We start from the raw sequence: 13,568 nt of genomic DNA, 5'->3' as shown, positions 1-13,568 counted from the left end.
ACCGATGCAGGGAAACACTTTCAACGCAGCAGCCGGCGCTTCCGGAGGCACCTCCGGCGAGGCGGCCCCGGAGATCGACTGGGACGTCCTGCAGGACGCCGCCCGCGCCGCCATGGCCCACGCCTACGTCCCGTACTCCCGGTACCCGGTCGGCGCCGCGGCCCTGACCGACGACGGACGGATCGTCTCGGGCTGCAACATCGAAAACGCCTCCTATGGCCTGACGCTGTGCGCCGAATGCTCCATGATCAGCCAGCTCCGGATGACCGGCGGCGGGCGGCTGGTGGCCTTTACCTGCGTCGACGGTGAAGGCCAGACCCTGATGCCGTGCGGACGCTGCCGCCAGCTGCTCTATGAATTCCGGGCGCCCGGCATGGCACTGCTGACCGTCAGCGGCATCAAGACGATGGACGAAGTGCTTCCGGACGCCTTCGGCCCCCAGCACCTGGAAGGGCAGAAAAACCAATGAGTTCTGAAAAGTTCGACACCGTTGACATCATCCGCACGAAGCGGGACCGCGGCACGCTCACGCCGGAGCAGATCGACTGGACGATCGACGCCTACACCCGCGGCGCCATCGCCGACGAACAGATGGCGGCCCTGAACATGGCGATCCTGCTCAACGGTATGAACCGGGAGGAGATCTCCCGGTGGACCGCCGCCATGATCGCGTCGGGGGAGCGGATGGATTTCTCCGCCCTGGGTAAACCGACATCCGACAAGCACTCCACCGGTGGCGTGGGGGATAAGATCACGCTCCCGCTGGCACCCCTGGTGGCCGTTTTCGGAGTCGCTGTGCCGCAGCTTTCCGGCCGCGGGCTGGGACACACCGGCGGAACGCTCGACAAGCTCGAAGCCATCCCCGGCTGGCGGGCGGATCTGAGCAACGCGGAGATGATGGCCCAGCTGGCCGAAGTCGGAGCGGTGATCTGTGCGGCAGGCGCCGGGCTGGCTCCCGCCGACAAGAAGCTCTACGCGCTGCGGGACGTCACCGGAACGGTGGAGGCAATTCCGCTGATCGCCTCCTCCATCATGAGCAAAAAGATCGCTGAAGGCACGGGCTCCCTGGTCCTGGACGTCAAGGTTGGGTCCGGTGCGTTCATGAAGAACGAGGATGATGCCCGGGAACTGGCCCGCACCATGGTCACACTCGGTAAAGATGCCGGTGTGAACACTGTGGCCTTGCTCACGAATATGGCCACCCCGCTGGGTCTGACGGCAGGCAACGCCATCGAGGTCCAGGAGTCCGTGGAGGTCCTCGCCGGCGGCGGCCCGTCCGACGTCGTCGATCTGACGGTTGCCCTGGCCCGGGAAATGCTCACCGCAGCCGGACGCCCGGACGCCGACCCGGAGGCCGCACTGAAGGACGGCCGGGCCATGGATGTGTGGCGCCGGATGATCTCCGCGCAGGGCGGCGACCCGGACGCCCAGCTGCCGGTGGCGCGGGAATCGGAGACCATCCTGGCCCCGGCTGACGGTGTGCTGACCGAACTCGATGCCCTGGCCGTTGGCGTTGCCGCCTGGCGGCTGGGAGCCGGCAGGGCACGGAAGGAAGACGCCGTGCAGGCCGGAGCCGGCGTCCGGCTGCATGCCAAACCCGGAGACACCGTCACAGCCGGCAGCCCTCTGATGACGCTGCTGACTGACACCCCGGAGAAGTTCGAGCGGGCCAGGGAAGCCCTCGCGGACGCCGTCACGGTGTCCCCGCGTCCCGTCGGGACGGCCCCGCTGATCATCGACCGCATCAGCTGATACCGGGAGCGGGAGCGGAGCAGGAGGACAGGCAAAGCTGCGCTCCTGTTCCGCCACGACGCAGGTCAGGGGCAACCCCTGAGCAGGTTCAGGGTGTTATTAGGGCGATACCCGATACCGGGCACTCTTTTGAAGGTGGCATCGTTGTAGCTACAGATACCGATTCGAGGAGTGCCGCCCATTGGACGTGCTAGACGCCGTAATGGACAACATCAACAGCTTCGTCCTGACCTACTCAGGAGCTCCCTGGGTTTATCTGGTGCTATTCGCCTGTTGCCTGCTGGACGGATTTTTTCCCCCGATTCCCAGCGAATCGCTGGTAGTGGGGCTCTCCGCACTGATCTTCACGGCGTCCGGTCCCAACGTCTGGCTGATTCTCCTGGCCGCTGCCGCCGGGGCGTTTATCGGTGACAACATCGCCTACGCCCTCGGCCGGACGCTCCGGACGGACCGGTTCCGCTGGATGCGGGGCGCACGGATGCAGCGAGGCTTCGTCTGGGCCCGGAAAGAGCTGGACAAACGCGCGGTTTCCCTGATCCTGATCGCCCGGTTCATTCCGGTTGGACGCGTGGTGGTAAACCTGACCGCCGGGGCAACGCGTTATCCCCGGCGGATGTTTGTCGCGCTGACCGGACTGTCAGCGGTGTTGTGGGCAGCCTATTCCGTGGCTATCGGGGCTCTCGCAGGGGCCTGGTTCCAGGAGCACCACCTTCTCGCCGTCGTCGTTGCCGTAGCGGTGGCGCTGGTCCTGGGCCTCATCATCGACCGGATCATCAACAAGCTCCGCGGACCCACCCCAATGCACCCGGGAGAGCCTGCAGGTCAGCCGGTCCAGGAGAAGTCCCGGCCCCAGTGACCTGCCGTGGCGCGGCTCACGTAGAGTTGGCGTGTGACTGAGCCTATTACGCATCCCGCTGCCCTTTCCCGCTTCGACATCCGCGTCCTGCCCAAGGTTTCCCTGCATGACCACCTCGACGGCGGGCTGCGCCCGGCCACGATCGTGGAGCTCGCTGAGGCCGCCGGCCACACCCTCCCGTCCACGGATCCGGTGGCCCTGGAGGAATGGTTCCGCGAATCAGCGAACTCCGGGTCCCTGGTGCGCTACCTCGAGACCTTCGACCACACCATTGCCGTGATGCAGACCCGTGAAGGCCTCACGCGCGTCGCCCGCGAATTCGTCGAAGACCTGGTCGAAGACGGCGTTGTCTACGCCGAAATCCGCTGGGCACCCGAGCAGCACCTGCGCGCCGGCCTGAGCCTGGACGAGGCCGTGGAGGCAGTGCAGGCAGGCTTGGAAGCCGGCGTCGCCGAAGCCGGGGAAAACGGATACCTGATCCAGGTGGGCCAGCTGATCACCGCAATGCGCCACGGGGACCGGGGCCTGGAAATCGCCGAACTGGCCGTGCGCCACCGGGGCCGGGGAGCCGTGGGCTTCGACATTGCCGGTGCCGAGGATGGGTTCCCGCCCTCGCGTTTCAAGGACGCCTTCACCTATCTTGCCGAGCAGATGTTCCCTGTCACGGTCCACGCCGGTGAAGCCGCCGGGGTAGAGAGCATCGTTGAGGCGCTGGTCCACGGCCGGGCGCTGCGCCTGGGCCACGGCGTGCGCATCGCCGAGGACATCGAGGTCGATTTCGAGGACGAAGACGCCCCGGGAGCAGGGGCGGACACCGCCGTCGGCATGGTCACCCTGGGTGAGACCGCCGCCTGGGTGCGGGACCGCGGCATCCCGCTGGAACTCTGCCCGTCCTCGAACCTGCAGACCGGAGCCGTGGAATCCTTCGGCGGGGACATCGAATCCCACCCGATCGATCTGCTGTTCCAGACCGGCTTCGTCGTCACCGTCAACACGGACAACCGCCTGATGAGCGGCGTCAGCCTCACCGATGAATTCGAGCTGCTGGTGCAGACGTTCGACTACGACCTGGATGACATCCTGGAGCTGACCATGAACGCGGCCAACGCTGCGTTCCTGCCGCTCGAAGAGCGGGCAGTCCTGGCCGAATACATCACCGAAGGCTTCAACCGCGTCCGTGGCTAGCCCGGAGCCCGGAAACGATGACTTGGGCCAGGCATTTAGCCGCCTGGCCCAAGTCATCGCGCTGCTGCGTGAACGCTGCGCCTGGACCGCCGCGCTAACCCATGAGGCCCTGCTGGAGTATCTGCTCGAGGAAGCCTATGAGGTCATCGAGGCGGTGGAAACAGGCCATACCCGGGCCGAGGACGCCGCAGAGCTCAGCGGGGAGCTGGGCGATGTGCTGCTCCAGGTCCTGCTGCACGCCAGGCTTCAGGAGGAAACGGGAAACTTCTCGATCCTGGACGTGGTGGAGGGACTGACCGCCAAAATGGTCCGCCGGAACCCGCATGTTTTCCATCCGGACGGAACCCTGGCGGAATCCACTACCGGGGATCCCGCCGAGATCGAGCGGGCCTGGGACGCCGCCAAGAAAGTCGAAAAACCCCGGCGCGGCAGTCCCTTCGAAGGCATTCCCGTGTCCCTGCCTGCCCTTGCCCTCGCCGCGAAGACACAGAACCGGGCCCGGCGTGCCGGCGTCGCGGTCCCCGCTGCGGAGACCGGTTCCGGTGCTTCCTACGGCGCAGCCGTGCCCGGCTGGGACGGCGAGAAGGAACTCGGAGACCTGCTGTTTGAGACGGTGCGGCAGGCAACCGAACGCGGCATCGACCCGGAGGCAGCCCTGCGGGGAGCCATCCGCCGGTTCACAGCCGCCGCGTCTCCCATGACCGATTGACGCACCCGGTCCTTACTACCTGACGGGATTCCACTAGGCTTGGATCAGGCAGCGTGGCTCCCGATTCAGGCCTGGCTGCACTTTCCATCCCAAGTTCCAACGAACAGGAGCATTCCCATGGCCATCATTGATGCCATCCACGCCCGTGAAATCCTTGACTCGCGCGGCAACCCGACCGTCGAGGTCGAGGTCCTGCTCGACGACGACACCTTCGGCCGCGCGGCGGTTCCCTCCGGTGCCTCCACCGGAGCCTTCGAAGCCAACGAACGCCGCGACGGCGAAAAGGACCGCTACCAGGGCAAGGGTGTGCTCCAGGCCGTTGAGGCCGTCATCGACCAGATCCAGCCCGCCCTGCTGGGCTTCGATGCTGCCGACCAGCGTGCCATCGACCAGGCGATGATGGACCTGGACGGCACCGAGAACAAGTCCGGTCTGGGCGCCAACGCCATCCTGGGTGTCTCCCTGGCCGTGGCCCGTGCCGCCGCCGAATCCGCAGCACTGCCGCTGTACCGCTACCTGGGCGGCCCGAACGCCCACATCCTGCCGGTCCCGCTGATGAACATCCTCAACGGCGGCTCCCATGCCGACTCCGACGTCGACATCCAGGAATTCATGATTGTTCCGCTGGGTGCCGAAACCTACTCGGAGGGCCTGCGCTGGGGCGTGGAGGTCTACCACAACCTCAAGTCCGTGCTGAAGGAAAAGGGCCTCTCCACCGGCCTGGGCGACGAAGGCGGCTTTGCCCCGAACCTGCCCTCCAACCGTGCAGCCCTGGACCTGATCCTGGAAGCCATCACGCGCGCCGGCTACACCCCGGGCACCGACATTGCCCTGGCACTCGACGTCGCTTCCTCCGAGTTCTTCAAGGACGGCGCCTACGTCTTCGAAGGCGAGAACCGGACTGCCGCGGAAATGTCCGCGTACTACGAGGAACTGGTCCGCGACTACCCGCTGGTCTCCATCGAGGACCCGCTGGATGAGAACGACTGGGAAGGCTGGAAGGCCCTCACCGCGAGCCTGGGCGACAAGGTGCAGCTGGTGGGCGACGACCTCTTCGTCACCAACCCGGCCCGCCTCGAGACCGGCATCAAGGAAAACGCCGCCAACTCGCTGCTTGTGAAGGTCAATCAGATCGGCACCCTGTCCGAGACCCTCGACGCGATCACCATGGCGCAGCGCGCCGGGTTCACCACGATCACCTCGCACCGCTCCGGCGAAACCGAAGACACCACGATCGCGGACATCTGCGTTGCCACCAACGCAGGCCAGATCAAGACCGGCGCCCCGGCCCGTTCCGAGCGCGTGGCTAAGTACAACCAGCTGCTGCGCATCGAGGAAGAGCTCGACGACGCCGCACGCTACGCAGGCCGCAGCGCCTTCCCGCGTTTCACGGCGTAGTTCAGCACCCTCCGGTGGGTACCCTCGAATAGGGGGTGCCCACCGGCGGCATTTCCACAGGGAAACGGCGCCGTAGAAACCGAGAGTCAGTCAGACGAGGAGCAGCATGTCCACCCGACGACCCAAGGTGCCGAAACCGGCAGCGGACGGGCTTCCGGCGGGAGCTCCGCGCCGGGCAGCGCCAAAGACCCAGGGCGTGGAAAAAAACCGGGCAGCTGCTGCACCGGGTACTGGAACAGCTGCTGCCGCATCCAAGGGTGCTGCCACACCTAAGGGGGCTGCCGCTTCCAAGGGCGCTGGCACTCCTCAGGGGGCTGCCGCTTCCAAGGGTGCTGACCCGGCCGCGGGCGGCTCCAGGAAACCCCGGCAGCCCAAACCTGCAAAGACAGCCAAGCCCGAGAGTCCGTCTGCGGCGCGGGCCGCGGCACGGCAGGAGCTGGCAGGAGAGATCCGCCGCGATGTGACGGCCGGCACGGCCGGCCCCGGCGCATCTGCCAAAACCGAACCTGCGCTGAAACCCGTCCCGGCCAAGTCTTTTTCCGGCAGGCTGCTTGCCCTCGGAATCGTTATGGTCGTGATCACGGTCCTGCTGGCCCCCTCCGTCCGCACCTACCTGCAGCAGCGGTCCGAAATTGCGGCCCTGGAGGCTGACATCGTGCAGGCAGAGCAGGCCGGAGAGGAACTGCAGGAGACCCTGGACCGCTGGGAAGACCCGGCGTACATCAAGGCGCAGGCACGTGAGCGGATTTTCCTGGTGATGCCCGGCGAAACCCGGTACCTGGTCAAGGGAGAAGACGGGGTCGAGGAAGTCGAGGAACAGGCTGCCGCCGAGGCCCCGCAGGACCTCGAATGGGTGGATGCCCTCTGGGATTCCGTGGTCCGTTCCGCTACCGCGCCCTGACGCTGAAACGTTCCGCCGCTGCCCCGGGTGGAAGGGGAACGGGCACCTGTGCCCCCGGCGGCACAGTACGCTGGACTATTGAAACATCACCACTCCGGGTCCGCAGCGGACCCCCAGGAAGGACCTCCGGCATGATCCAGGATCAGCTCACACCGACCCAGGAAGACCTGGAGACCCTGAGCCGGCAGCTCGGACGGCCGGTCCGCGACGTCGTCGAAATCGGCGCCCGCTGCGTCTGCGGCAACCCGCTGGTCGCTACCACCGCGCCCCGGCTGGGCAACGGAATTCCGTTCCCCACCACGTACTACCTGACCCACCCGGTCATCACCTCGGCCGTCTCCCGCCTCGAGGCGGCAGGCGTTATGGCGGAAATGACGGCCCGGCTGGAACAGGACCCGGAACTTGCCCGCCGCTATGAGCAGGCACACGAGGCGTACCTGCAGGTCCGCGACGAAATCGGCGAACGCACCGGCACCGGTCCGGTCCCGGAAATCGCAGGGGTCTCCGCCGGCGGCATGCCAACCCGCGTCAAATGCCTCCATGTCCTGGTGGGACATTCCCTCGCCGCCGGTCCAGGAGTGAACCCGCTCGGGGACGAAGCCCTGGACGGCATCGCCGAATGGTGGACCCGTGAGCGCTGCTACTGTGAGGGCGCGTGGCCGACGGACGGGCCCGCCCCGGCACGGGACCTGAGCCGCCACACCAAGACACAGGGGCTGTCGGCCCAGGAGCTGGACCGGAAACGGGCGGCCCGCCGGGCTGCGCTGGAGGCTGAACAAGGGGGACAGGCACCAACCATGGAGACCAACGAAAACACAAAGACCCGGGTGGCCGCGGTCGACTGCGGCACCAATTCAATCCGCCTCCTGATCGCGGACGTGCAGACGCGCGGCGGCGTCACCGAACTGACCGACGTCGTGCGCCTGATGCGCGTGGTCCGGCTGGGGGAGGGCGTCGACGCCACCGGACGCCTCTCGCCCGCCGCTCTGGAGCGCACGTTTGCCGCGGCGGACGAGTACGCGGCGCTGATCCGTGAACACGGAGCCGAGAAGGTCCGGTTCGTGGCCACTTCAGCTATGCGCGACGCGGAGAACAGCGAAGAATTCAGTGCCGGTATCCGGCAGCGCCTGGGCGTTACCCCGGAGATCATCTCCGGCGACGAGGAAGCCGGGCTCTCCTTCGCCGGTGCCACCAGCGTGCTGGGCAGCAGCGACGGCACGCGTACGCTCGTCGTCGACCTCGGCGGCGGATCCACCGAATTTGTCCTGGGTACCTCCGACGGTGTGCTGGCGGCGCGGAGCACCGACATGGGCTGCGTGCGGTTCACTGAGCGGCACCTGGTTTCAGACCCGCCCACCGAAGCGGAAACCGCAGTCGCACGGGGAGACGTTCTGGACATGATCGCGCAGGTACTGGAAACGGTGCCGCTGGCTGAGGCCGACCGCCTGGTGGGCGTTGCCGGAACCATCACCACGGTGACGGCCCACGCCCTGAGGCTGCCTGAGTACTCCTCCGAGGCCATCCACGGCACGGAGCTGAGCGTGGCGGCGATTGACGATGCGACCCGTTCCCTGCTCCAGATGACCCGCAGCGAACGCGCGGCCCTGCCGTACATGCATCCCGGCCGCGTCGACGTCATCGGTGCAGGGGCCCTGATCTGGCAGACCATCGTGGACCGCATGGCGGAACTGACTGACGGCCGCATCGACTCCGCCATTACTTCAGAGCACGACATCCTCGACGGCATCGCGCTGAGCGCGGTCCGGTGAGCGCGCGCGTGGACCGGCTCCGCCGGGGCACGGCGGTGAAGCGTGCCTCCGCTGCGGGTGCCCTCTCGCTGGCGGCCGTGCTGATGTTCCAGCTGGCCGCGCCCAGTCCTGCGTACGCCGATGAATGGCGGGACAGAGAATACTGGCTGGCCGATTACGGGATCACCGAAGCCTGGAAAAAAACCCAGGGTGAGGGGGTCAAAGTAGCGGTTATCGACACTGGCATCGACACGAGCCATCCGGACCTGGCCGGTGCCGTCAGCGGAGGAACCGACGTTTCCGGCGCCGGCGATCCGCGCGGTGCCCGGGGCCTGGGCGTCAACCCGGAACACGGGACGCTGGTGGCTACCCTGCTTGCCGGGCGCGGCCACACTGCCGAAGCCAGCGACGCCGGTGACGGCGAAGGCGCTGAGAAGGACAAAGACAAAGAGAAGTACGACGGCCCGGGAAACGGTCCTGACGGTATCATCGGCGTCGCGCCTAAGGCTGAACTGCTTTCGGTCTCCGCCTGGATTGGCGGGTCCAACCCCGGCGGAATCCCCATCGATGACCAGCTGCCCAACGCCGTGCGCTGGGCTGTGGACAGCGGCGCCAAGGTCATCAACATGTCGCTGGGATCTTCCTCCACCGCCTGGCCGGAAAGCTGGGATGACGCGTTCCTCTACGCGGAACAGAACGACGTCGTGATTGTGGCCGCCGCAGGCAACCGCGGAGTGGGAATGATCCAGGTAGGTGCCCCCGCCACCATCCCCGGGGTCCTGACGGTTGCCGGTCTGGACCGCCAGGGCAAGGCCAGCTGGGATTCCTCCTCCGAAGGAATCAGCATCGGCGTTGCAGCTCCCGCGGAAAACCTCGTGGGCGGCCTGCCGAATGGCCCGGCCCGCTACGCCGAATGGTCCGGAACATCAGCGGCCGCGCCGCTGGTCTCCGGCGTGGCAGCCCTGATCCGTTCGGCCCATCCTGAACTCAGTGCCGCCCAGGTGATTAACCGCATCATCACTACGGCAAAAGACGGGGGAGCGCCCGGACGCGACACCCTCTACGGATACGGAATCGTAGACGCCAACGCCGCGGTCAACTCCGACGTTGCGGCCGTTGCCGGAAACCCGCTGGGGACTATTGAGGAATGGATCCGCATCCACCGGCGCGGTGAGGCCCCGGCTGCCCCGGAAAGCGATGACCCGCCCGCTGGTCCAGCGGTTCCGGACATCCCCGAACCGCAGGTGCCCGTAGCCGCAGAACCATATCTGGAAGAGGATCCGGTCCCGGCAGCCCTGGTCCTGGGCTTTGGCGGTCTGATCCTGCTGGTGGGAACGGCAGGGACCATAGCCGTCCTGCGGATCCGGCGCTCCGGGCGGACGGTTCCGGAGCCCGGGGCAGAGGGGCCGCCAGGGGACGGGGAGCGCGAAAAGGAACCTGCCGGGCGGATGTAGCAGACCCTTCCACCCGGGCGGAAACAGAGTTCGGAACACTTCGTGAAGACTTTCACAAGTCGGGTAGGATATGTGCCATGGCAACGCACACACAATTTTCTGATCGTCCCCGCGTCCTGGTGGTTGGCGGTGGCTACGTCGGTTTGTACGTAGCCAAGAACCTTCAAAAGAAGGTCAAGGCCAATGGCGGGATCGTTACGGTAGTGGACCCGCTGCCGTACATGACCTACCAGCCCTTCCTCCCGGAAGTGGCCGCCGGCACCATCCAGGCCCGCAACGCCGTCGTATCGCACCGGATGCACCTGAAGGACTCCGAGCTGATCGCCGGCAAGGTAACCGCCATCAACCACGCGACGCACACCGCCACCGTGGAACCCGCAGACGGCAGCGAGCCCTTCGAGCTCAGCTACCGCGACGTGGTTCTCTCCGCCGGTTCCGTCACCCGTACCTTCCCGATTCCCGGCCTGGCCGAAGCGGGCATCGGTATGAAGACCATCGAAGAAGCCGTGGAGATGCGCAACAAGGTGCTCGAGCGCATCGAGACCGCATCCCTGATGACCGACCAGGCAGCCCGCGCCCGTGCCCTGACCTTCGTCGTCGTCGGCGGCGGCTTCGCCGGCATCGAAACCATCACCGAGATCGAGGACATGGCCCGCGGCGCCGTGCGCGCGAACAGCCGGCTCAAGCGCGAAGACCTCCGCTTCGTGATGATCGAAGCCATGGGACGCGTTATGCCCGAGGTCAAGCCCGACCAGGCCGAGTGGGTTGTCTCCAGCATGCGTGAGCGCGGCATCGAGGTGCTGCTGAACACCTCCCTGGCCAGTGCAGAAGGCGGCCTGCTGAAGCTGATCAACATGGCTGATAAGTCCCCGGCCGGCGAATTCGAAGCCGACACCCTGATCTGGACCGCCGGCGTGCAGGCCAACCCGATGGTCCGCGCCACCGATTTCCCGATTGACGACCGCGGCCGCGTGCGCGCCAACGCCGAACTGCGGATCACCGGCGACGACGGCCCCCTGGAAGGTGCCTGGGCAGCCGGCGACGTTTCCGCTGTCCCCGACCTGACCGGCGGCGGCGTCGGCGGCTTCTGCGTCCCGAACGCCCAGCACGCCGTCCGCCAGGCCAAGCGCCTGTCGAAGAACCTGCTGGCCGCCCGCTACGGCCAGGGCGCGGTGAAGGAATACCGTCACAAGAACCTCGGCGCCGTAGCCGGCATGGGCCAGTACAAGGGTGTCGCCAACATCATGGGCTTCGGTATGAAGGGCCTCCCGGCCTGGCTGGCACACCGCGGCTACCACGGCATGGCCATGCCGATGTTCGAGCGCAAGTTCCGGGTTGTCTCCGGCTGGGCAGCGAACTTCTGGTTCGGCCGTGACTTCACCCAGCTGCTGAACCTGAAGAACCCGCGCAAGGCGTTCGTCGAAGCAGCAACCCCTGCCAAGAAGCCTGCCGGTAAGTAAACCTGCGGCTTTAGAGCGCACAGCAACCTGCCATCCGACGGCGGCCAACGGAGCACCCTCCGGCGGCCGCCGTTGGCGGTTAAGGCGTTTCTCCCGGCACCTGCCGCTCAAGTAGGCTTGTCTTTGCCCCTGGACCGCCGGTGCCTGTGCCGGGTTCCGGGGCATGCCCCAGTAGCCCAATGGCAGAGGCAACCGACTTAAAATCGGTGTGTTGTCGGTTCGAGTCCGACCTGGGGTACCTGATGGCCGGTGGGCACGCAGGCTGCGGCGGCAGCCGGGCGTTGTCCCGGCCCTTCGATGTCTGGTTGAGGGCGGCTCCCCGCCGAGCACAGAATGACCTCCCAGGAAGCACAGACTTAGGCACGATGTAATATTGGCGTCCCAGCTGTGATTAGTGTTACAAGGCTGTAACCGGAAGCCCTTATCTTCGTCACATTATTCAACTAGCTTTTCTTCCACCAGGAACACCTGGTCACAGCGTCAAAGGCACCCGCCTTTCGATCGGGGAGAAAAGTACATGACTGCACTTCGCAATACCGGGCCGCTTGGCCTCGGGGATGGGTATGGCCGCGCCGCAAAGATCGCAGCTTTGGGCATGGGCATCGCCCTGTTCGCATCGGCCTGTGCCAGCGGCGGCGACTCCGGAACGGAGTCCTCACCGTCTGAAGAATCTTCATCACCGGCTGCCAGCTCGGTACTGAGCTGCCCGCCCAGCCAGGGCGGCACCGGCGAGGACCCCGGAGAAAAGGGCGACCCCGCAGCCGTTCCGGCCTCCACCGGCACCACCGACGCTCCGCTGAAACTCGGCACGCTGCTGCCGACCACCGGCGCACTGGCCTTCCTGGGCCCGCCGGAAATCGCCGGCGTTGACCTGGCTGTCCAGGAAGTCAATGCTGCCGGCGGCGTGCTGGGCCAGCCGGTCGAGGTAGTCCACCGGGACTCCGGTGACACCACCACCGACATCGCCACCCAGTCCGTAACCGACCTGCTGGGCCAGGATGTCAGCGCCATTATCGGTGCTGCTTCCTCAGGCGTCTCCAAGACGGTCATCAACCAGATCACCGGCGCCGGCGTCATCCAGTTCTCCCCGGCTAACACCTCGCCCGACTTCACCGACTGGGACGACAACGGACTGTACTGGCGTACCGCGCCCTCCGACGTTCTCCAGGGCCGCACCCTGGGCAACTACATTATGGAGTGCGGTGCCCAGACCGTCGGCATGATCGTCCTCAATGACGCCTACGGAACCGGGCTGCAGTCCAATATCAAGAGCTCCGTCGAGTCCGCAGGCGGCCAGGTTGTCTCGGAAGCGATGTTCAACGAAGGCGATTCCCAGTTCAGCAGCCAGGTTGATGCCGTGACCGGCGCCAACCCGGACGCGATCGTGGTCATCAGCTTCGACCAGGCCAAGAGCATCGCGCCCCTGCTGACCGGAAAGGGTGTGGACCCGTCGCAGATCTTCTTCGTGGACGGCAACACCTCCGACTACAGCGAGGACCTGGAAGCCGGCACGCTTGAAGGAGCCCAGGGCACTATTCCGGGGCCGTTCGCCTCGGAGAACTTCAAGAATGCCCTGCTGGAAGTTGATCCGGCGCTCAAGGACTGGGCCTATGCTGGCGAGAGCTTTGACGCCGTGACCCTGCTGGCGCTGGCCGCTGAAGCTGCGGGCAGCACGGATGGACAGGCAATGGCTGCAGAGCTTCAGGGTGTTTCCCAGGACGGCGAGAAGTGCTTCGACTACGCCAGCTGCGTCACGATCCTCCGCGGCGGGGGAGACATCGACTACGACGGCTACTCGGGCCCGGTGAGCTTCGACGAGAACGGCGACCCGACCGAGGCATTCATCGGCATCTACCAGTTCGACGCCGACAACAAGCCGGTGCCGAGCCGCTCCGAAGTGGGCAAGCTGTAAGCACGGACAGCCGCACCTAATATTCACCGCACCAACAATTCACCGCACCAAAGAAAGGGCTCCCGCCGCGGCGGGAGCCCTTTCCTGTGCTGGGTTGCTTGAAGCTGCTTGGGTGGCAGCGTGCTGGGGCTGCGTTCTTGGGCGGTCCGCTGGGAAGCGACACAGCAGGCTGTCCCGCCCTCCCGCCAGGCCT

The 13,568-nt window shown here is 66.3% G+C and carries 11 protein-coding genes and 1 tRNA gene; all 12 read left to right on the top strand.

Features of this window, described 5'->3' with window-relative positions; genetic code table 11:
- Positions 1-4: 4 nt before the first annotated feature.
- Positions 5-469, top strand: coding sequence for a cytidine deaminase (locus H9638_RS05030; RefSeq protein WP_191746102.1), 465 nt, complete (start codon positions 5-7; stop codon positions 467-469).
- Positions 466-1,752, top strand: a complete 1,287-nt coding sequence (locus tag H9638_RS05025) for a thymidine phosphorylase (RefSeq protein WP_191746101.1) — start codon at positions 466-468, stop codon at positions 1,750-1,752. The genes H9638_RS05030 and H9638_RS05025 overlap by 4 nt, the downstream gene beginning before the upstream one ends.
- A gap of 202 nt (positions 1,753-1,954) precedes the next feature.
- Positions 1,955-2,608, top strand: a complete 654-nt coding sequence (locus tag H9638_RS05020; RefSeq protein ID WP_191746352.1) for a DedA family protein — start codon at positions 1,955-1,957, stop codon at positions 2,606-2,608.
- Positions 2,609-2,641: 33 nt separating this feature from the next.
- The gene (locus tag H9638_RS05015) at positions 2,642-3,793 is read left to right on the top strand and encodes an adenosine deaminase (RefSeq protein ID WP_191746100.1); all 1,152 of its coding nucleotides are present in this window, start codon (positions 2,642-2,644) and stop codon (positions 3,791-3,793) included.
- Positions 3,786-4,502, top strand: coding sequence for a MazG nucleotide pyrophosphohydrolase domain-containing protein (locus H9638_RS05010; protein ID WP_318241784.1), 717 nt, complete (start codon positions 3,786-3,788; stop codon positions 4,500-4,502). The genes H9638_RS05015 and H9638_RS05010 overlap by 8 nt, the downstream gene beginning before the upstream one ends.
- 117 nt (positions 4,503-4,619) lie before the next feature.
- A complete protein-coding gene (gene eno, locus H9638_RS05005; RefSeq protein WP_191746099.1) occupies positions 4,620-5,900 on the top strand; it encodes a phosphopyruvate hydratase in 1,281 nt (426 codons plus the stop codon).
- A gap of 106 nt (positions 5,901-6,006) precedes the next feature.
- A complete protein-coding gene (locus tag H9638_RS16785) occupies positions 6,007-6,801 on the top strand; it encodes an FtsB family cell division protein (RefSeq protein ID WP_225217003.1) in 795 nt (264 codons plus the stop codon).
- Between the two features lie 131 nt (positions 6,802-6,932).
- Positions 6,933-8,570, top strand: coding sequence for a DUF501 domain-containing protein (locus H9638_RS17065; RefSeq protein WP_191746098.1), 1,638 nt, complete (start codon positions 6,933-6,935; stop codon positions 8,568-8,570).
- Positions 8,567-10,003 (top strand): S8 family serine peptidase, encoded by a 1,437-nt coding sequence (locus H9638_RS04990; RefSeq protein ID WP_404799627.1) that lies wholly within the window; start codon positions 8,567-8,569, stop codon positions 10,001-10,003. Before H9638_RS17065 ends, H9638_RS04990 begins: the two co-directional genes overlap by 4 nt.
- Before the next feature lie 77 nt (positions 10,004-10,080).
- Complete coding sequence (locus tag H9638_RS04985; RefSeq protein ID WP_191746097.1) at positions 10,081-11,463, top strand: NAD(P)/FAD-dependent oxidoreductase; 1,383 nt, start codon at positions 10,081-10,083, stop codon at positions 11,461-11,463.
- Between the two features lie 165 nt (positions 11,464-11,628).
- Positions 11,629-11,701, top strand: a tRNA-Leu gene (locus H9638_RS04980).
- A gap of 279 nt (positions 11,702-11,980) precedes the next feature.
- A complete protein-coding gene (locus H9638_RS04975; RefSeq protein WP_191746096.1) occupies positions 11,981-13,375 on the top strand; it encodes an ABC transporter substrate-binding protein in 1,395 nt (464 codons plus the stop codon).
- Positions 13,376-13,568 lie beyond the last annotated feature (193 nt).

Origin of the sequence: Arthrobacter pullicola, assembly GCF_014836875.1 — a bacterium.
Classification (GTDB): Bacteria; Actinomycetota; Actinomycetes; order Actinomycetales; family Micrococcaceae; genus Arthrobacter_B; species Arthrobacter_B pullicola.
This window is presented reverse-complemented; position numbering and strand designations above follow the sequence as displayed.

Excerpts from the sequence above, each read along its gene's own strand:
- H9638_RS05030 (WP_191746102.1), top strand. The coding sequence starts at position 5 with ATGCAGGGAAACACTTTCAACGCAGCAGCCGGCGCTTCCGGAGGCACC.
- H9638_RS05025 (WP_191746101.1), top strand. The coding sequence starts at position 466 with ATGAGTTCTGAAAAGTTCGACACCGTTGACATCATCCGCACGAAGCGG.
- H9638_RS05020 (WP_191746352.1), top strand. The coding sequence starts at position 1,955 with ATGGACAACATCAACAGCTTCGTCCTGACCTACTCAGGAGCTCCCTGG.
- eno (WP_191746099.1), top strand. The coding sequence starts at position 4,620 with ATGGCCATCATTGATGCCATCCACGCCCGTGAAATCCTTGACTCGCGC.
- H9638_RS16785 (WP_225217003.1), top strand. The coding sequence starts at position 6,007 with ATGTCCACCCGACGACCCAAGGTGCCGAAACCGGCAGCGGACGGGCTT.
- H9638_RS17065 (WP_191746098.1), top strand. The coding sequence starts at position 6,933 with ATGATCCAGGATCAGCTCACACCGACCCAGGAAGACCTGGAGACCCTG.
- H9638_RS04985 (WP_191746097.1), top strand. The coding sequence starts at position 10,081 with ATGGCAACGCACACACAATTTTCTGATCGTCCCCGCGTCCTGGTGGTT.
- H9638_RS04975 (WP_191746096.1), top strand. The coding sequence starts at position 11,981 with ATGACTGCACTTCGCAATACCGGGCCGCTTGGCCTCGGGGATGGGTAT.